The following is an 18,852-nucleotide window of genomic DNA, read 5'->3' as shown; positions in this document are numbered from 1 at the left end:
TTCTGATGGCTGGAATGTTCTTTTACTCATTACTATATGTTTAAATCGTAATTAATCTATTAATTTTCAGGTTGCAAAGATATATAAAATTTTATAAGTTACAAACTTTAATTATCTTTTTTTAAAATTAAATTTAATGTTTTTCAGTCGGGCTTTTACAAACCCTCATGGCAAACCCATTTCCCGGTACAAAAATAATATTTAAATGATTTATATAAAAGCTCTATCTTTGAAAACTTTAATTTTAACGAAAAATAAACACCGGATGTTTACACCAGCAGAACTTTTAGATATCAATACATTACTTACCCAAGACAGCAAAATAGTGATCCTTACCCATTATAATCCGGATGGAGATGCTATTGGTTCAAGTTTGGGATTGAAACATTATCTGAAAGCAAAAGGAATTCATGCCGAGGTTATTGTACCTAATGATTTTCCGAAGTTTCTGAAATGGATGCCGGAATCTAAAAAAGTTATTATTGCTGAGTATAAAAGAAAGCTGGCTTCTGATATGATTGCAGGAGCAGACGTTATTTTCTGTCTGGATTTTAACTCTCCGTCAAGGATCGGATTACTGGGAGACTGGCTGATAAAAGCTCCGGGGAAGAAAATCCTTATTGACCACCACCAGCAGCCGGAAAAATTTGATTTTGTGTACTCGGATACGGTAATCCCTGCCACTTCACAGATGATCTATCATTTCATAGAAGCAATGGATGATGAAAAACTGGTGAACCAGGATATGGCAGAATGTCTTTATACAGGAATTATGACGGATACCGGTGGTTTCCGTTTTCGTTCTACCAGTGCCACCACACACAGAATTATTGCTAACCTGATTGAAAATGGGGCAGATCCTGCGATGATCACTTCCAATACCTGGGATACCAATACGGTTTCCCGTCTGCATTTGCTTGCCCTGGTTCTTGGGAGAATAGAAGTGGTGAATGACGGTACAGTAGCCGTTTTGAGTCTAACCAGAAATGAACTGAAAGAATATGGTTTCCAGAAAGGAGATACAGAAGGTTTTGTGAACTATGGCTTAAGTATTGCCGGCGTTAAAATGTCAGCATTCTTTATGGAAGATCTGTATGAAGATTTCGTTAAAATCTCATTCAGGAGTAAAGATGATGTAGATGTGAATCAGTTTTCAAGAAAATACTTCAACGGCGGCGGACATATTAATGCAGCCGGCGGAAAATCTTTAGATTCTCTGGAGGGAACGATAGAAACCTTTAAAGATAAAGTTAAGGAGGAAGGCTGGTAGGAACACAAAAAGGCAAACTATAAAAGTTTGTACATTCTTTATCTAAAATCCTGGGTACTCTTACAATATCCTTTTTCTTCAAGTTCCTGACAGGTATATTCGTATACCTGCTGAAACATTTCATCCATATATCTTTTGTTGAAAAGGCTGTATTTTGTCATTTTGGGCGGATCCAGGAATATATTACAGTATTTCGTTTTAGAATATACAGACTTTGCAATCGCTAAGTGAAGAATTCTGTCGAACTCCTTCATCAGGCTCATTTTTTTTAATTCATCATAGCTGATGGAGTTGACATGGGAAGCGATCAGGAAATTACATTTATCCATGATGGGCTCAATGGGAAGGTTGTCCAGGACACCTCCGTCCACATAAATTTTTTCCCCCATCCTTACCGGAGGAAGAATAAAAGGAACACTTGATGAGGCCAGTAGCGGTCCGAAAAGCTCTCCTTCAGAAAAGAAATCTACGATACCGTGCGTCATTTCAGTAGCCGCAACATACACAGGGATTTTTAAAATACTAAAGTTATCTTCAGGAAAATAATCTTTGAATAACTTTACAATAAAGTTGGAGCTGAAAATTCCGTTTTTTGATAATTTTAATGCTGATCTGGAGAAAAAAGAAGTCTGTCTTACAATTTCCATCATCTCGTCCGGTGTTTTTCCAAAAGAATAAAAAGCGCCAATAATAGAGCCTGCGCTGGTTCCGGAGATAATGTGCGGCTTCAGGTTATATTCTTCCAAAGCCTTCAGTACGGCAATATGAGCAATTCCACGCATTCCTCCGCCTGAAAGTGTAAGCCCGATAACCGGTGGTGCCGGTGGTTTCTTTTTTTTGAATGAAAATAAAGCCATTACCAAAATTATCCTCTACTAATATACAGGATTTTTTTGTAAATAAGACTTTAATCTGTCAGGAAAGAATGTTATAAAACCAGTTTTTTAGGAAGATTGTGAAGAAGTTCCGTATTGATGATTTCCGCACAGATACCTGGCTTTTCCCAGTGTCCGTTATGTCCGCAGTCCAGGATATAAGATTTGATATTCGTCCTGTCTGGAAGATGTTTGATCATCATATCGGTTTTTACGGCATTATCATGTTTGCCGGCTAATACTAAAATTTTAGCTTCCAGGTTTTCAAGGACATGTTTTTTGTCTGTTCTTTCTACCATGCCTTTCACACAGGCAAGAGCTCCTAAATTGTTGGTGGAAAGGGCTGTTTCAAGAGCGGTTTCAATTTTTCCTTCCAGGATGTCTCTTTCATTCGGATTGAATAAATTGGGTACTCCGGCTCTTGCATAATGGGCAAATGCATCTTTAATGATTCTGTAGCTTTTGATGCGCTGTTGTTTTTTCTCCTCATCATCCGGAAAATAAGTAGAGAAAAATAAAGTTAAGCTTTTTAAAAGATCAGGATATTTTTCTGCAAAGGCAAGCGCCGTATATCCCCCCATGGAATGCCCCAAAAGGTGAACTTTTTCTAAATGCTGGTCATCCAATACTTTTTTTACCTCCTCTGCCATTAGTTCCATGGTGTGAACTTCAGCCAGAATCTCAGATTGTCCGTGACCCGGAAGGTCAATTTTAAGGAATGAAAAATCTTTGGAAAGATGAGATTCCATATCGCTCCAGATGGATAGATTTTCCATAAAACCGTGAAGAAGTACCAAAGTTTCTTTTCCGTTTCCTTTTCTTTCAAAGTTCAGCATGATTCCAAAATTTAGAAGGTTAAAATGATACAGTCTTTTATATACTGAGGATCCTTTTCTCTTTTCAAATTTAATCAAAAAAAGGGCATCCAAAAAATGCCCTTGCCTTTTATTGCGTTAATTCCTTGTAAACATTTGTTTCCCAGGGTTTGATATCTGTTACACCATATCTTTCCTTTTTAGAAATCGCAAGATTGTCCAGCATATCTACAAAATTCTTGTAATTGGCTTCGTCCGTTGGTTTCACAATAACTGTGAACTTATCCGGTGCTGGGGCATTTTTGTAAGCTTCAGCAATGATTTTTGAAATTTTGATTCCGCTGAAATCGGTTTCTTTAAGATTTCCTGTATTTAAATCTTTAGCATTACTTTGATGATAAAATACCCGATTGTCTTTCCCCAGGATAAATGTGATCTGGTTTTTGTCTCCAATTACATTTTCAACGGGTTTGTGATCAGGATCTTTTGCCGGTAGTCCCAGATCCATTACGTTAGGTTTTGTAAAATTGGTCGTGAACATAAAGATTGTGATCAATAAGAATCCCAGATCTACCATAGGAGTCATGTCTACTCTGATCATTTTTTTCTTTTGTTTGCTGCCTTGTTTCTCTTGTGCAATTACTTCTGCCATGATTTAAAGTTTTTAAATGTTAAACGGTATTTATTGAATAATTCAAACAAAACGCATGCTTTATTTGTTGAATAATCAATAGATTCATGAATCTATTGATTGTTTTTTATGGTGAATTTTAAAATTCCGTTTCTTCTTTTTAAAATGAATAATCAATGATGTTTCTGGCTTTCTGATAATTGTATTTTCGATATTATATTTTTCAAAATTGATTCTGAAATTTTTCATTAACCCTGCACAAAAAAACCTCACACGGTAAAGTGTGAGGTTTTAAATGATATGTAAATAATTTATTTATTCTTTTTATAGTAATTAACTCCGCATTCAAGGAATTTTTTGAAATCTTCTTTTGGCATATATCCTGAAACCGGAGTGTTGATTACTTTTCCGTCCGGAGTGATCAAAACATAGTGTGGCTGTGAGTTATTGTTAAAGTTAACCTGCTGAAATAAGCTCCATCTGTCACCTATTGTTTTTACCTTTTTGATCTGCCCGTCACCAAGGTCAATTTTAGTTTTCTGATCCTCAGGAAGCTCTTCCTTATCATCTACATATAAAGACGCTAATACCACATCATTCTGAAGGATAGGTAAGATGTCTGCTTCACTCCAGACAAACTCTTCCATTTTTCTGCAGTTTTCACAACCGTATCCGGTAAAGTCTATCAGAATGGGTTTATCCTCTTTTTTAGCCAGTTCCACAGCTTTGAAGAAATCATGTTCAGGGTGCATTCCCAGAATTCCGTCTTTTTCGTCATGGAAATAACTTACATTCAGTGGAGGTAAAATTCCGCTTAATAATTGAAGTTTAGGACGGTCAGATGGAATCAATCCCTGGATCAGATACACCACAAAACCGATTCCCAATACCCCCAATACCTTTCTTGTAACAGAGATTTTAGGTTTTTTATCATCATGCGGGAATCTGATGAACCCTAATAAATATAAGGCTAATCCTAACGCAACAATGATCCAGATAGCGATGAAAAGCTCTCTTTTTAATAAGAATGTTTTGGATACAAGGTCTGCTTTCGATAAGAATTTCAATGCTAATGCCAGCTCTACGAAACCTAAAACTACTTTTACGGTATTCATCCAACCTCCTGATTTCGGAAGACTTTGCAGCGCCTGCGGGAATAAAGCCAGCAGTCCGAAAACAATAGCCCAGGCAAGACCAAATCCTGCTAAAGCAAATGTCAGCAACATAGGAACGTTTGTAGAACCTGTTACTGCACTTCCTAGTAAACTTCCTAAAATAGGTCCTGTACAAGAGAAAGAAACGATCACCAACGTTAGTGCCATGAAGAAAATTCCGATAATTCCTCCCGCCTCTTCAGCTTTGGAAGATTTGTTGGCGATAGAACTTGGCAGTGTGATATCATAATACCCGAAGAAACTTCCGGCAAAGAAGATAAATATAATAAAGAAGGCAATATTCAGCCATACACTTGTGGAAATTTCATTGAAGATATTTCCTGCAATACCGTCGATAACGTGGAATGGAATACTTAATAAAACGAAGATAAGAAGAATGAAAAATCCATAAATAAGAGCATCTCTTTTTCCTTTGGCTTTATTTTTAGTTCCTTTTGTAAAGAATGAAACTGTCAGCGGAATCATCGGGAAAACACAAGGTGTAAGCAATGCGATTAATCCTCCGATAAACCCTAAGAACAAATAAGTCCAGTAATTTTCATCCACTTTTGTAGAAGCTGTACCACAATCCGTTAATGGTTTTTTGAAATCAATAGTTTCGATTTTCAGCTGTTTCGGATCCAGTTTTGAAGTTTCTGTAATCGTAGCTTCTGTTTTTGCAGGGTTTTCAGTAACCCTCTCAGTTACTTTTACAGAGTCTTTTACAGGAGCTGCAGTTTCTTCAGTTGTAGCCTCTTCCGTTACGCCTTTTGGAGTAACTTTTTGATTGAATTCTAACGTATTGGGGGCCAGACAAACTCTGTCATCACAAGTCTGATAAGTGATTTCAGACGTGACATCTGCAGGTTTTGCCGGATCTTTTAATTTAAATTTCTGCTTAAAGCCGGCTGAATTGGAGTAATAAACAATTGTTCCCCCGAATGCTTCAGAAAACTCCTCATGTTTTTTACCCACTTCGGTAAACTTTCCGATCAGTTCAATATTTTTTCCGGTCACCTTATATTCTGTAGGAATTCCGGTGTCTTCCGGTAAATCTTTGGAATAGATATGCCACCCGCTTTCCATTGTGGCATTCAGTACTGCTTCGTACTGGTTGTTGCCAAGATCGTTGATGGTGAATTTAAACTTTACAGGATTTTTTATCTGCGCATTAATCCCCGTCGCTAAAAATAGTAGAATTAATAAAAACCAATTTCTAAATTTCATTGTTCATTTCATTAAAAATTTTGAGACTCCATTTCGTCTTCTCATACTTTGCATATCGTCTGTCTTGCCTGAAGGGGATAACCCCAAGTACAGAATCATTGCTGTCAGTCAGTATCCAGATTTTTTGCCTCGCTAAAATAGATAATTTTTCGTCCCTAAAAAATTTAGAAACTTTCTTTTTCCCCGAAAAACCTGTGGGATAAAATTCATCACCTTCTTTTTGTTTTCTTAAACGCAGTGGGAAATGAAGTTTTTCAGCATCAAAATCCCACTCAAAACCTTTATTGATTCCATCAATGCTTTCAATATGATCTACGAGATTGATGTTAATCTGGTTTTCGGAAAAATCAAAATGATCGATCAGGACAATTTCTTCCTCAGATTCCTTTTCCTGGCTTCTGTCAATAAAAATCAGTTCGTCACGGTTAACAATCAACTGATATTCTTTTGAAAAAAAAGAACTGTTGTTTTCCGCTTTGAAAATTTTGGGGATTTCTTCCTCCTGGTTGAACCCGTATTTTTTTAAAATTTCAAATTTTACGAAATCGCTTTCCTGATCCAGCTTTTCCTTTGATAAGATTTTATAGTCTTGGTTAAATACTGTAAGGTTATTTTCTATTTCCTGAATCTGTTTCTGAACAAAATCTTTGGTTTGATTCAGCAGAGAAGAACTTTTTCTGAAGTTGTCCAGGAAATGGTCATTGGTTTCCATCAGCCTTGGAACAATCTCATTTCTAATCCTATTCCTCAGATAATCATTTTTTTTATTGGACAGATCTTCCAGGAATTCAATATGGTTCAATTCCGCAAACTGATAAATTTCTTTTTTTGAAAAATTTAAAAGCGGTCTGAGAATATTATTGTCATGGGAAGGAATTCCGCTTAATCCGTTGATGCCGGCAGCCTTCGAAAGGTTGATGATAAAAGTCTCCAGCTGGTCATTCAGATGATGGGCTGTTACCAGAAATTCCAGTTTTTCCTTTTCCTGGATTTCTTTAAAAAACTTGTATCTGAGTTCCCGTGCCCACAGCTGAATAGAGTTTTCCGGTTTCTGATCTTTTTCCGAAACTTCATACAAATGAAATTTTATATGATTTTTCTCACAAAAATCCTGTACTGTTTTCTGATCCAGATCCGAATCATTACCACGAAGTTTATAATTGATATGAGCAACCTGAAACCAGAATTCTGTCCCATGCGTTTCTTGCTCAAAATCCCTGAATAAGGAGGCCAGGACCATAGAGTCAGCACCTCCGCTTACTGCCAGAAGATAGGTGTGCTTTTCCGGCTCGTGAACGAGATTTTTTAATTGATTGATAAAGGTTAATTTTTTCAACATATATGTTGAGAATTTCTTTTATGCAAAGATAACCGATATAATTCAATTGAATTTCCCTAACTTTGAGTAGTCTAAAAATGATTATTTATGAAGATTTTAAAAATTTTAGCAGTTTCTGCAATGGCGCTGGGAATGACGTCTTGTGTCAGCAAGAAGCAGTATGATGCTTTGAGCACAAACTATAAGCAGTGTATTGAAAACATCGGGGAAAGACAGAGAGAAATTCAGGATTTGAAATCTCAGAACTCTGCATTGACAGGTGAAAACAATTTGCTGAAAAGTCAGCACGATGCTTTAAAATCATCACTGGATGCATGTTTGTCCAATACCGGAAAAAGTTCTGCTAACATTGATAAACTGGTAGGAGAAATCAATGCTTCCAATTCTTATATCAAACAACTGATCTCCAGCAATGCGAAGAATGACAGTCTGAACCTTGCATTGTCTAACAAACTGAAGAGATCTTTGGATAATGTATCAGATGAAGATGTTCAGGTAAAAGTATTGAAAGGAGTAGTAATGATCTCTCTTTCTGATAAAATGTTATACAAGACGGGAGACTACAATATTTTACCTGCCGCTCAGGAAGTGCTAGGTAAAGTAGCGAAGGTAATCAACGATTATGATAAATATTCCGTGCTGATCGAAGGTAACACAGATAATGCTCCATTAAATTCACCGAATCTTCCGAGAGACAACTGGGATCTTTCTGCATTAAGAGGTACTTCTGTTGCTAAAGTTCTTCAGACTCAGTTTGGTGTGGATCCTGCAAGAATTACAGCTGGTGGACGCTCTGAATACAACCCGAAAGCTACAAACATGAGTGTTTCAGGAAGAGCAGAAAACAGAAGGACAGAAATCATCATTATGCCTAAACTTGACGAGTTTATGAAACTAATGGATATTGCTCCTAAAAAATAATCACTCAATCATAAAAAAAAATCCCGAAGCAATTCGGGATTTTTTTTATGTAATTATCAATCTTAAGTTTATTATTTTTTAAGCAAAGTACTGTTTTAGACAAAAATAAACCCCGAAGGTGGCCGGGGCTTATTTTTAATCAAATTAATTCTTCCTTTTTCAGGAGCGAAATAATTCGTTGCAAAAATGAAGTGGATATTTCTGTCTTACTTTTTGCTGCAGAAGAATCAGTTCTACTTTTCAGTACAACTTTTTTGTGATTCTCATGGTTAGTTTGTGTCTCTCCTGCAATCATCTTGTTTTCTCTTAGTGTTTTTACCCCTTATTCTTATGGCAAATTTAGCACTAGTACCACAAAAATACTATCCGTGTTTTCACGGTATTTTATATGGGGTTTTTACTGATATTTAGATTTTTATACATTTTATAGTTAGTTTTTAAGTGTATAATTAGTTGATTAATAAAAGAATATGTATATTTATATCTCCGTTAAAGGAAATATTAAAGAGGTGTCCGAAAATCTAAAGAGTAGGAAATTAATACTAAACTAAAATTATTATGAAAAATCTAAAAAAACTTTCAAGAGGAGAAATGAAAACTGTACAAGGTGCTATTAACGGGTGTAATCCGCAGATATTTTGTACCAGCCTGCAAACAAAATGTTGCCCGGGATGGGTTTGTGCCGGTATAAGACAATATTGTGTTGCGGTATAAAATTTTTAAAGCTAAGTACATGAATAAAGAGGGATTAATTTCTCTCTCTTTTTTTGTATCTTACTTTGCAGTGTAGAAAGAAGCTTTAAAATCCTTAAATTTGTTTAAATTAAAATGATATGAGTTTTTTTGAAGAAAAGAATCCTGAAATGGATAGATATTTGGAAGCACATGCTTCTTCAGAATCTGAAATTCTGAAAAAGCTGAGAAGGGAGACTTATCAGAAGACAACACAGCCTCATATGATTTCAGGATACCAGCAGGGAAGATTGCTGACGATTATTTCCCAGATGCTGAAACCGAAAAGTATCCTGGAAATAGGAACTTTTACAGGATATGCTACTTTGTGTCTTGCATCAGGATTGGCAAAAGACGGAAAAATCACCACATTGGATGTGAATGAGGATCTTGCCTATCTTCCGAAAAAATATTTTGAATCCAGCGAATATGCCAGCCAGATTGATTTTAAGCTTCAGGATGCCAAAGAATATTTAAAAGAAACTGATGAATTCTTTGATCTGATTTTCGTAGATGCCGACAAGGAAAATTATGCGGAATACTTCAGATTAATAAAACCACATACGAAGTCCGGAACTGTAATCCTGTTTGATAATGTTTTGTGGTATGGAAAAGTATTGGAAGAAAACCCGAAGTTGAAATCTACCCAATCTATTCAGGAGTTAAATGATTTAGCAGCAAAAGACGAAGATTTTGAAAATCTTATTTTACCTTTGCGTGATGGAGTGAATTTTCTTCGGAGAAAGTAACTGAAATATTCAAGGATTAAACATTTAAAGAGATACAACATTGTATTTTTAATCTTTAAATAATTCAATCTTTAAATTGAAAATTAATGAATAAAGGAATTTGTATTGTTACAGTAGCGCCGGTCCGTGCAGAGAATTCTGACAGGGCTGAAATTGTTACGGAAATATTGTTTGGGGAAAGTGCCGATATTTTGGAAGTGGATAAAAACTGGACCAAAATAAAGATGCACTATGACGGCTATGAAGGATGGATGGATACCAAACAGCTAAAACCGGTAACAGATGAGGAGCTTGCTAACAGAAAAGTAACTGTCGTTACTGAGGATTTTTCTTCTGTACTGATGAATGACGGGAAGACTTTACTGTCTATGGGTTCGGAGGTGGAATTTCCGGTAGTGGCCTCAAGAAGAAGCCATGATGTACGTGAAAGTATTGCACTGACGGCAAAAGAATTCCTTAATGTACCTTATCTGTGGGGAGGTAAAAGCTTTTTTGCAGTAGACTGCTCCGGCTTTACCCAATTGGTATATAAAATTCACAATATTAAAATTCCAAGAGATGCTTCACAGCAGGCCGAAGTGGGAGAACCGCTTACCTTTGTAGAAGAAACACAGCCCGGGGATCTTGCTTTCTTTGAAAATGCAGAAGGGAAAATTATCCATGTAGGTATTATGCTGGATAATCAGAAAATTATTCATGCTTCCGGAAAAGTAAGAATTGATACCTTAGATTCCACCGGAATTTTCAATAAAGAAATGAACAAGCATACTCATAAGCTGAGAGTGCTGAAAAGTGTAATCTAGCCTCGGTTAAATCTCATTTGAAATGGAAAATATTCTCTTTATAATTTTTGATATTTTTAATTTTGGATGGGTTGCTTTTTTGTGGTGGTTTACCCTGAAAAATTATAGCGCTTTGCCAGATCGTATTCCTGTGCATTTTGATCTGGAAGGAAAACCGGATGGATTCGGAGGAAAAATCTACGCCTTTCTGATGCCTGTGCTGGCTTTGGGACTGTATGCTGTATTCACCTATGGAACCAGGCATCCTGAAGATACTAATTTCCCGGTAGAGATTACAGATCAGAATATGAATGCCCAGTTTTTAATTATGAAAATCGGGCTGAGAACTCTCTTCCTTATATTGGGAATGGTTTTTTTGAATATCCAGGATTATATGTTCAGATATGCTGCTGATGATAAGGCTAAGCCTAGAATCTCAATGGCCACCATTTTCTTATCAGTTGTATTGTTTGTTCCCTTGTTGCTTTTCATTACTTACTTGTTTAAATGATACATTCTAAAGAAAATTCAGAACATTATATCTGGGGAAACCAATGTGACAGCTGGGTCCTTAAAAATACGCAAAACTTATCTGTAAAGCAGGAGAAAATGCCTGCCGGAACTTCAGAAAAACTGCACTATCATGAGATGGCGGAACAGTTTTTCTACATCCTCAAAGGAGAAGCAGTATTCTTTATAAATGAAGAAAAGTTTTGGGTTAAACAAAATGAATCTATTTCTATTGCACCGGGAGCAAAGCATTTTATCTTCAATGAATCTGAAGTGGAAATTGAGTTTTTAGTCATATCAAATCCTCCTACGGATCATGACAGAATTGAAATTAAAGAATAATTAAAATGGCTTTTCTATACAATCTATTTATCAGTCTGCTGACTTTTGGAATGAAGGTCTTCGCCTTGTTTAATGATAAAACTAAAAAAGGCGTTGAAGGAAGAACGGAGTCTTTGGCTAAAGTGAAATCTGCATTTTCACAAGCAGATAAGGTCATCTGGATGCATGCTGCCAGCTTAGGAGAATATGAGCAGGGATTACCCGTTCTGGAAAAGCTTAAGGAGAATTTTCCGGGTCATAAAATCCTGGTAAGCTTCTTTTCCCCGTCAGGATATGAGAATGTGGCGAAAAAGAAACATATGGCCGATGTGATCTGTTATCTGCCTTTTGATAAAAAAAGTACTGTTAAAGAGTTTGTCTCACAATTTAATACTGAACTATTTTTTACGGTTAAATATGATTACTGGTATAACCTTCTTGCTGAGCTTAAAAATCAGGGGACGAAGGTTTATGTAATCTCTGCACTGTTCTATGAAAGGCAGTCATTTTTTACCTCGTATGGAAAATGGTTTGTAAAGCAGCTTAAGAACAATGTAGACTGGTTTTTCCATCAGACTCAGTTTTCAATGGCCCTTGCGAAAAGTGTAGGGTTAATAAAGTCTTCCGTAACGGGAGATACAAGGTTTGACAGGGTAAAGCAACTTCGTGAGCGCAACAATCATGTAGACTTTATTTCTGATTTTAAAGGAGAAAGTAAAGCCGTTGTTTTCGGAAGTTCGTGGCAGGCAGAAGAGAAAATAGCAGAAGTGGTTTCCCGTAAGAATAGTGCGGTGAAGCTCATCATAGCACCTCATGACCTGAAAAGGGTAGAGCATCTTAAAAATATATTCCCCGATGCTTTAATGTACAGTGAAATCCAAAATTTTCAGTCTTCAACTCTTAATTCCCGGATTCTGATTATAGACAGTATAGGCTTGCTGTCAAAACTATATTCATATGCAGATGTAGCTGTTGTGGGAGGAGGATTTCACGATGCAGGACTTCATAATATCCTGGAAGCGGCAACCTTTGGTGTTCCTGTAGTCTTTGGAAATCATTACAAAAAGAATCCCGAAGCTGATGATCTGATCGCTGCCGATGGCGGAAAATCTTTTCCAGACGAATATACGGCTGCAGAATTTGTTTTATTTCTTACCAATGAAGATAATAAGGAAGAACTTGCAGAAATGTCCCGGAATGCAGGAAAATTTATAGATGATAAGCCTGATTCCACCAGAATGATTCTTCAGAAAATTTTATCTTAAAAATCCCTGGCTTTTAATTTCCTTCATGATCTGATCGATATTTGCGGGAATTTTGTCGCATTCAAACCAATTAAGATCAAGCCCATTATTACTACACAGCTTTTGCAGGTAGTGATTTTCTAAGATTTTATCTGAAGTTTCACGAAGATATTCATCAATTTCCATCCAGTAATCTTCATCCAGTTTTTTAATTAAAATCAAGGATTTAAATACTTTGTTGATCATATAAATATAAAGCTTGTAAACATTATCAAACCTCTGCCTGCTGAGGTCGCTGTTGTTTTCCAGTACTTTGTTGATGAGAAGAAGATTCAGTGAGACTTCCCCGAATTTGTCAGTGGTGATTTTGACGTGTTCAGTAATTTCAGCGCTTATTTTTCGGATGATGGTCAGAAAGTATTTGGCATTTCCAACGTATTTTGAAGCCAGAAGAACCTGTTCTTCCACATGATTTTCCATAGCATTCCTTTTATCATCAGTAGTTTCCGGGTCAATCAGTTCGAAATACAGCTTTTTAGATAACAATTTGTCCTTCCTCAGGAGTCTGAAAATGAGTTTGTCTTTCTCTGCACCTGAAAAAGCACTTAGAGCGGCTTTGAACTCTTTTGAATACTCCATTAATTAAAAATTTTCGAATATTTGAGGAATCCGTTTAACGCCCAGTTGGCCGTATAGTATAATGATTTTAATGTTGAAAATCCCATGAAATCTTTATAGACAAGGTATTGATCTTTGATGATGTTTTTTTTATTTCTGGAAACGCTGTTTTCCCGCATTCTGTACTTTGCCAGCGTTTTTTTTACAGGCATCCCTTCCGGAATCACCTTTAAAAGATTAAGCCACATCACATGGTCTTCGCGTTTGCTTTTTACGGGGAACAGGAATTTACCGACTCTTTTGGTATCATACATGGTAGAGACCGGAGCAAGACGGCATGTCTTCAGCAGATTGGAAAAAGTAACTGTTTTGTCAGCCAGAAAGTCTTTCAGAATAGGCTGCAGCTGCTCATTACATCTGGAATAATTACAGTAGACAAGCTCTACATGGTGTTCCTGCATGTAACCGGTCATGGTTTCAAGATATTCGGGATACCAGTAATCATCAGAATCCAGGAATGCGATATATCTTCCCTGGGCTCTTTCCAGGCTGTTGTTCCTTGCATTTCCTGCGCCTCCGTTTTTCTCCAGTACCTGCAGCTTTATTCTGGGATCATTATATTTTCTGATGATCTCAACAGTATTATCTTTAGAAAGATCATCAGTGATCAGCCACTCCCAGTTTTCGTAGGTTTGGTTAAGAACAGACTGTATGGTTTCCTCGATAAATTCTGCAGAATTATAACAGGGAGTAATAATGGAGACAAGATCTTTCATTTATGCTTTTTGAATTGTAAAATTATAAAAATCTTTTTTCATAAAGATGCCAGGAAGCAATTCCTACCCCGATTACTACCAACATGCATACCAATCCCATGAAATAAGGATTATAGCTGGCAAAAAGCCCCAATGTTGCAAATACCCTGATAATAGGGAAGTGGAATATATAAATGCCGTAAGTGAAATCTCCGTACTTTCCAAAATTATTTAAGAATTTGAATGAATAGGCAATGTACATTACGATAACCCCGATCATCATTGGAGAAAAAAGCTGAACTTTTAAAAATAAGTCAATCCACACAGTAACGAATGCAATGATGAAAATGAGATTTTTATGTTGGATGAATTTATCAAAATTAAAGTAAATCAACATTCCAGGGATAAAATAGGATAATGTTCCAGGGAGCTGTTTGGCAATCGAAATTTTATTTAAAGATTCAAAATAATTAAGATAAATAAGTGATAAGAAGTATAGAATAACCAAACTTATATTTCTGTATTTATTGTTTTTCCCGAAAAGCAAAAACAACAGAGGAACCGCAAAATAGTAGCACATTTCTATTTTCAGCGTCCATAGGGCACCATTCACTGCTTGATTCCCAAAAACTCCGGGAAGCCAAGGTGCTTTAAAATTTAAAAATAATGAATTCCAAAATAGGTATTTATAAACTTGTGTATTGCTGAAATATTCAATGAAGGAATAGGTACTTACCAGACTTAATAAAATTGCACATAAAAAAATAACCAATAAGTAGGCGGGAACAATTCTTCTGATTCTCTTTTTTAAATAGCTTTTCAGGCTTGAAGACCTTTCATAGCTCCTTGCAATAAGAAATCCACTCACCGCAAAAAAGCCGAAAACAGCCACTTCCACAGGGCTGTGCGTTAAAATTGTAAGCTGGTCAGCGCCGCTTAATGCCCCCAAATGTCCTACAAAGACAATGAAAGCAAGGAGAACACGTATAAAATCAAAATTGTTTCTCGTTATATCCTGCATTTGTATTTTGTTTCATGCAAAAATAACTTTTTTAATACAATGAATGATGCTCATGTTTTCATTATTTGTTAAATAAAGGGAAAATTGCATCTGAGTGTTTTAAAATATATATAAATAAAGCCCGATGAAATAATTTTTCATAAAAAATAGTAATATAAATCAAAAAAATTATAATTTTAGCGCTTGAAAAAATTGATCTATGAAGAAATTAGCATTACTATTTGCAGGTTTGTCTTTGTTTGCAGCTACAGGATGTAGTGATAATAATGATACTGTTCTGGAAGCTCCTCTGGTTGGGACCTGGCAACCATTAAAAGAAGTAGTTACTACTGTGGAGACCGGCGAGGATCCGGTTTCTAACACAATTACTTATACTGACTGTCAGAAACAGACCAGATGGTGGTTCAGCGCTGACTCCAAGGGAGGGAAAACAAACTGGGGAGATACTGCTACACCTGGTCAGTGTGCTATTCTTTCAGAAATAAAATTCAACTATACTTATAATAAGGAAGGAAAAGATGTTCAGATGAAAATTCAGGGAATCGTAGAGCCGCAGAATGCAAAGATTATTACTTTGAATGAAACAACGCTTAATCTTGCAGTAAGAGAGGAGACTCAGGATCCTAAGATATTCCAGACAAGAACATATACCTTCAAGAGAGTTACTCAATAATAGTATATACTTCAGGATATAAAACAGATCTCATCTCCGGATGGGATTTTTTTGTTGAAGCTGGAATTGCAATTCATTATAAATTAAATTTCTATTTCCTTTAAAATCATTATTTTTGTGACTCTTGTAAAAAAGGAAAAAATAATTCAATATTTAAAGTCTAACATATAACATCTATATAAAGTGTTTTACGATCATCAGCAGATAGAAAAAAAGTGGCAGAAATACTGGGAGGATAATCAAACCTATAAAACCTCTAATAACACAGATAAACCTAAGTTTTATGTACTCGATATGTTTCCGTACCCATCAGGAGCAGGACTTCACGTAGGTCACCCGCTGGGATATATTGCATCGGATATCTATGCGAGATATAAAAGGCATCAGGGGTTTAATGTGCTTCACCCGGTAGGATATGACAGCTTTGGTCTTCCTGCTGAACAGTATGCTATCCAGACAGGACAGCATCCGGCAATTACTACAGAACAGAATATCAACAGATATGAGGAGCAGCTAAGAAAAATAGGTTTTTCGTTTGACTGGAGCAGAGAAGTGAGAACTTCAGATGCATCTTATTATAAATGGACACAATGGATTTTCATCCAGCTGTACCATTCCTGGTATAATAAAAATACAGACAAGGCAGAAGCTATTGATTCTTTAATTCAGCATTTTGAAGAAAAAGGAACAGAAGGTTTAAATGCAAATCAGAACGACGAATTAAACTTTACAGCAGAAGAATGGAAGAATGCTTCCGATCTTGATAAAGAAGATATCTTATTAAACTATCGCCTTGCTTACAGAGCAGAGACTACTGTAAACTGGTGCCCGGCGTTAGGGACAGTGCTGGCTAATGATGAGGTAAAAGATGGAAAATCCGAAAGAGGAGGATTCCCGGTTTTCCAAAAGAAAATGATGCAGTGGAGCATGAGAATCTCTGCATACTCTGAAAGACTGTTACAGGGATTAAATACTTTAGACTGGCCGCAGCCATTGAAAGATTCCCAGGAATACTGGATTGGGAAATCTCAGGGAGCGCAGGTTCAGTTTCAGGTAGAAGGTCATGACGAGATTGTTGAGGTATTTACAACAAGACCTGATACCATCTTCGGAGCAACATTTATGGTATTGGCTCCTGAAAATCCCTTAGTGGAAACGATTACTACTGATGCTCAAAAAGCAGAAGTAGACACTTATATTGAAGAAACTTCCAAAAAAACGGAGAGAGACAGAATGTCTGATGTGAAAAACGTCAGCGGAGCTTTCACCGGAAGTTATGCGATCAATCCGTTCAGCAATGAAAAAATGCCGATCTATATTTCAGACTATGTATTGATGGGATATGGAACAGGTGCGGTAATGGCCGTTCCTGCACATGATGAACGCGATCACAGATTTGCCAGGAAGTTTAATCTTGAAATTAAAAAAGTTGTAGAGACTGAAGAGGATGTTCAGGAGAAATCTTTTGATTCTAAAGATTCCGTTTGCGTCAACTCTGATTTCTTAAACGGATTACATTATAATGATGCGAAAGCAAAAATAATTTCCGAGATCGAAACCAGAGGAATCGGTCATGGAACTACGAACTACAGACAGCGTGACGCTATTTTCTCAAGACAGCGTTATTGGGGAGAACCTGTTCCTATATATTATAAGGATGGAATGCCATATACGTTGCCAACTTCCGTCTTACCTCTGGAGCTTCCTGAAGTTGAAAAATATTTACCAACAGAAGATGGAGATCCGCCATTAGGAAATGCAAAAGAATTTGCATGGGATGAAGCCAATCAGAAAGTAGTTGCTACAGACTTAATAGATGATAAAACTGTTTTCCCTTTAGAATTATCTACAATGCCGGGCTGGGCAGGAAGCTCCTGGTACTTCCTTAGATATATGGATCCGCAGAATGACGGAGAATTCTGTGCAAAGAATCTTTCAGACTACTGGGGACAGGTAGACCTATATATAGGAGGAAGTGAACACGCAACAGGACACTTGCTGTATTCCCGTTTCTGGAATATGTTCTTAAAAGACAGAGGATGGATCAGCCATGATGAGCCGTTCCAGAAATTGATCAACCAGGGGATGATCTTAGGAATGAGTGCATTTGTATACAGAATTGACGGTACAAATCAATACGTATCCAAAAATCTGGCTAAAGATTATAAGACTCAGCAGATCCATGTAGATGTATCCTTATTAAAAGGTACCTCTGATGAATTGGATACAGAAGCTTTCAAGGCATGGAGACCGGATTATGCTGATGCCGAATTTATTCTGGAAGATGGAAAATACATCACAGACCGTGAAGTAGAAAAAATGTCCAAGTCTAAATATAATGTAGTAAACCCTGATGACATCTGTGAAGAGTATGGTGCGGATGGTTTAAGATTATATGAAATGTTCTTAGGACCATTGGAGCAATCCAAGCCTTGGAATACCCAGGGATTAAGCGGAGTATATGGTTTCCTTAAAAAATTCTGGAACCTTTATTTCAATGGAGATACATTTGAAGTTTCAGACGAGGAACCTACAAAAGCTGAATATAAAGTTTTACATACTTTAATAAAGAAGGTAGTCTATGATATTGAAAACTTCTCTTTCAATACATCGGTATCCTCATTTATGATTGCTGTAAACGAACTTCAGAAAATAAAATGTAACAAACGCAATATTTTAGAACCGTTAGCCGTTATCATTTCTCCTTATGCTCCTCATATCTGTGAAGAACTGTGGAATTTATTAGGATATGATACTTCGATAGAATTTGAGAAATTCCCGGTATTGAATGAGGATTATCTTGTTGAAGACGAAATTGAGTATCCGGTAAGCGTAAATGGCAAAATGAAGTTCAAAATTTCACTTTCAGCTCAATTATCTGCCAAGGAAGTAGAAGATTTGGTGATTTCGAACGAGAAAATGCAACAGATTTTGGAGGGTAAAACCCCTAAAAAAATCGTTGTAGTCCCTCACCGTATTGTGAATATCGTAATTTAAAAAAAAATTAACATTGGGAAATTAAAAAAAATGGGAGTCTAATTTTTTTGATTTTTTAATTCAAATGTTAAATTTGGAAAAAATAAGTAAAATAATTTAAAATAATTATTATTTCGAAATCGTATTAAAATTTCTTTATCAAAAAAAAGCAAAATGTTTAATTAAGACTCTTGCATTTTAATTAATTTTGCCTTTAATTTACACCCTGTAAAATTTTA

17 protein-coding genes are annotated in these 18,852 nt (G+C 36.3%); 9 read left to right on the top strand and 8 right to left on the bottom strand.

Annotation, left to right across the window (positions count from 1 at the left end; all coding sequences use genetic code 11):
* Positions 1-265: 265 nt before the first annotated feature.
* Complete coding sequence (locus ACE3RB_RS17875; RefSeq protein ID WP_374465459.1) at positions 266-1,270, top strand: bifunctional oligoribonuclease/PAP phosphatase NrnA; 1,005 nt, start codon at positions 266-268, stop codon at positions 1,268-1,270.
* A 38-nt stretch (positions 1,271-1,308) separates the two neighbouring features.
* Here the strand turns inward: ACE3RB_RS17875 and ACE3RB_RS17870 are convergent, their stop codons facing one another.
* The 5 genes from ACE3RB_RS17870 to tilS all read right to left on the bottom strand — a co-directional run bounded on the left by ACE3RB_RS17870 (position 1,309) and on the right by tilS (position 7,311).
* Positions 1,309-2,127 (bottom strand): patatin-like phospholipase family protein, encoded by an 819-nt coding sequence (locus tag ACE3RB_RS17870; RefSeq protein WP_374465458.1) that lies wholly within the window; start codon positions 2,125-2,127, stop codon positions 1,309-1,311.
* Between the two features lie 71 nt (positions 2,128-2,198).
* Positions 2,199-2,981: an alpha/beta fold hydrolase gene (locus tag ACE3RB_RS17865; protein WP_374465457.1), complete on the bottom strand. Its 783-nt coding sequence runs from the start codon at positions 2,979-2,981 to the stop codon at positions 2,199-2,201.
* Between the two features lie 109 nt (positions 2,982-3,090).
* Positions 3,091-3,612 carry an ExbD/TolR family protein gene (locus tag ACE3RB_RS17860; protein WP_374465456.1) on the bottom strand — a complete coding sequence of 174 codons (522 nt, stop codon included), beginning with the start codon at positions 3,610-3,612 and terminating at the stop codon, positions 3,091-3,093.
* 290 nt (positions 3,613-3,902) lie between these two features.
* On the bottom strand, positions 3,903-5,972 hold the full coding sequence (locus tag ACE3RB_RS17855) for a cytochrome c biogenesis protein CcdA (RefSeq protein WP_374465455.1): 2,070 nt from the start codon (positions 5,970-5,972) through the stop codon (positions 3,903-3,905).
* Positions 5,962-7,311 carry a tRNA lysidine(34) synthetase TilS gene (tilS, locus tag ACE3RB_RS17850; protein WP_374465454.1) on the bottom strand — a complete coding sequence of 450 codons (1,350 nt, stop codon included), beginning with the start codon at positions 7,309-7,311 and terminating at the stop codon, positions 5,962-5,964. The genes ACE3RB_RS17855 and tilS overlap by 11 nt, the downstream gene beginning before the upstream one ends.
* 87 nt (positions 7,312-7,398) lie before the next feature.
* On the opposite strand from tilS, the gene ACE3RB_RS17845 reads away from it, so the two are divergent.
* From ACE3RB_RS17845 to ACE3RB_RS17820, 6 genes are all read left to right on the top strand, one after another.
* A complete protein-coding gene (locus tag ACE3RB_RS17845) occupies positions 7,399-8,232 on the top strand; it encodes an OmpA family protein (RefSeq protein WP_002976267.1) in 834 nt (277 codons plus the stop codon).
* 833 nt (positions 8,233-9,065) lie between these two features.
* Entirely contained in the window at positions 9,066-9,713 is a 648-nt protein-coding gene (locus tag ACE3RB_RS17840) for an O-methyltransferase (protein ID WP_131436210.1), read from the top strand.
* 86 nt (positions 9,714-9,799) lie between these two features.
* Positions 9,800-10,516, top strand: coding sequence for a C40 family peptidase (locus tag ACE3RB_RS17835; protein ID WP_131436208.1), 717 nt, complete (start codon positions 9,800-9,802; stop codon positions 10,514-10,516).
* Positions 10,517-10,538: 22 nt separating this feature from the next.
* The gene (locus ACE3RB_RS17830) at positions 10,539-11,006 is read left to right on the top strand and encodes a DUF1648 domain-containing protein (RefSeq protein ID WP_374465453.1); all 468 of its coding nucleotides are present in this window, start codon (positions 10,539-10,541) and stop codon (positions 11,004-11,006) included.
* Positions 11,003-11,347, top strand: a complete 345-nt coding sequence (locus tag ACE3RB_RS17825; protein WP_374465452.1) for a cupin domain-containing protein — start codon at positions 11,003-11,005, stop codon at positions 11,345-11,347. Before ACE3RB_RS17830 ends, ACE3RB_RS17825 begins: the two co-directional genes overlap by 4 nt.
* Positions 11,348-11,352: 5 nt before the next feature.
* Positions 11,353-12,591 (top strand): 3-deoxy-D-manno-octulosonic acid transferase, encoded by a 1,239-nt coding sequence (locus tag ACE3RB_RS17820; RefSeq protein ID WP_374465451.1) that lies wholly within the window; start codon positions 11,353-11,355, stop codon positions 12,589-12,591.
* Here the strand turns inward: ACE3RB_RS17820 and ACE3RB_RS17815 are convergent.
* Genes ACE3RB_RS17815 through ACE3RB_RS17805 form a run of 3 tightly spaced genes read right to left on the bottom strand, consistent with a single transcriptional unit; the run spans position 12,583 to position 14,964 of the window.
* Positions 12,583-13,209 carry a deoxyuridine 5'-triphosphate nucleotidohydrolase gene (locus ACE3RB_RS17815; protein ID WP_374465450.1) on the bottom strand — a complete coding sequence of 209 codons (627 nt, stop codon included), beginning with the start codon at positions 13,207-13,209 and terminating at the stop codon, positions 12,583-12,585. The genes ACE3RB_RS17820 and ACE3RB_RS17815 overlap by 9 nt on opposite strands.
* Positions 13,209-13,964, bottom strand: a complete 756-nt coding sequence (locus ACE3RB_RS17810) for a glycosyltransferase family 2 protein (protein WP_374465449.1) — start codon at positions 13,962-13,964, stop codon at positions 13,209-13,211. Before ACE3RB_RS17810 ends, ACE3RB_RS17815 begins: the two co-directional genes overlap by 1 nt.
* 22 nt (positions 13,965-13,986) lie before the next feature.
* Entirely contained in the window at positions 13,987-14,964 is a 978-nt protein-coding gene (locus ACE3RB_RS17805; RefSeq protein WP_374465448.1) for an acyltransferase family protein, read from the bottom strand.
* Between the two features lie 199 nt (positions 14,965-15,163).
* On the opposite strand from ACE3RB_RS17805, the gene ACE3RB_RS17800 reads away from it, so the two are divergent.
* Positions 15,164-15,637: a lipocalin family protein gene (locus ACE3RB_RS17800; protein WP_332385666.1), complete on the top strand. Its 474-nt coding sequence runs from the start codon at positions 15,164-15,166 to the stop codon at positions 15,635-15,637.
* Positions 15,638-15,820: 183 nt separating this feature from the next.
* Positions 15,821-18,634, top strand: a complete 2,814-nt coding sequence (gene leuS / locus ACE3RB_RS17795; protein ID WP_374465447.1) for a leucine--tRNA ligase — start codon at positions 15,821-15,823, stop codon at positions 18,632-18,634.
* Positions 18,635-18,852 lie beyond the last annotated feature (218 nt).

The sequence above is a fragment of the Chryseobacterium sp. genome (genome assembly GCF_041914225.1).
GTDB lineage: Bacteria > Bacteroidota > Bacteroidia > Flavobacteriales > Weeksellaceae > Chryseobacterium.
The sequence above is the reverse complement of the archived record's forward strand: the minus strand, read 5'-3'. Positions and strand labels throughout refer to the sequence as shown.

Bases quoted from the DNA above. Each gene is read 5' to 3' on its own strand.
- ACE3RB_RS17810 (WP_374465449.1), bottom strand. From the start codon at position 13,964: ATGAAAGATCTTGTCTCCATTATTACTCCCTGTTATAATTCTGCAGAA.
- ACE3RB_RS17870 (WP_374465458.1), bottom strand. From the start codon at position 2,127: ATGGCTTTATTTTCATTCAAAAAAAAGAAACCACCGGCACCACCGGTT.
- ACE3RB_RS17875 (WP_374465459.1), top strand. From the start codon at position 266: ATGTTTACACCAGCAGAACTTTTAGATATCAATACATTACTTACCCAA.
- ACE3RB_RS17840 (WP_131436210.1), top strand. From the start codon at position 9,066: ATGAGTTTTTTTGAAGAAAAGAATCCTGAAATGGATAGATATTTGGAA.
- ACE3RB_RS17825 (WP_374465452.1), top strand. From the start codon at position 11,003: ATGATACATTCTAAAGAAAATTCAGAACATTATATCTGGGGAAACCAA.
- ACE3RB_RS17865 (WP_374465457.1), bottom strand. From the start codon at position 2,981: ATGCTGAACTTTGAAAGAAAAGGAAACGGAAAAGAAACTTTGGTACTT.
- ACE3RB_RS17830 (WP_374465453.1), top strand. From the start codon at position 10,539: ATGGAAAATATTCTCTTTATAATTTTTGATATTTTTAATTTTGGATGG.
- ACE3RB_RS17800 (WP_332385666.1), top strand. From the start codon at position 15,164: ATGAAGAAATTAGCATTACTATTTGCAGGTTTGTCTTTGTTTGCAGCT.
- ACE3RB_RS17855 (WP_374465455.1), bottom strand. From the start codon at position 5,972: ATGAAATTTAGAAATTGGTTTTTATTAATTCTACTATTTTTAGCGACG.
- ACE3RB_RS17835 (WP_131436208.1), top strand. From the start codon at position 9,800: ATGAATAAAGGAATTTGTATTGTTACAGTAGCGCCGGTCCGTGCAGAG.
- ACE3RB_RS17815 (WP_374465450.1), bottom strand. From the start codon at position 13,209: ATGGAGTATTCAAAAGAGTTCAAAGCCGCTCTAAGTGCTTTTTCAGGT.
- ACE3RB_RS17860 (WP_374465456.1), bottom strand. From the start codon at position 3,612: ATGGCAGAAGTAATTGCACAAGAGAAACAAGGCAGCAAACAAAAGAAA.
- ACE3RB_RS17805 (WP_374465448.1), bottom strand. From the start codon at position 14,964: ATGCAGGATATAACGAGAAACAATTTTGATTTTATACGTGTTCTCCTT.
- ACE3RB_RS17845 (WP_002976267.1), top strand. From the start codon at position 7,399: ATGAAGATTTTAAAAATTTTAGCAGTTTCTGCAATGGCGCTGGGAATG.
- ACE3RB_RS17820 (WP_374465451.1), top strand. From the start codon at position 11,353: ATGGCTTTTCTATACAATCTATTTATCAGTCTGCTGACTTTTGGAATG.
- tilS (WP_374465454.1), bottom strand. From the start codon at position 7,311: ATGTTGAAAAAATTAACCTTTATCAATCAATTAAAAAATCTCGTTCAC.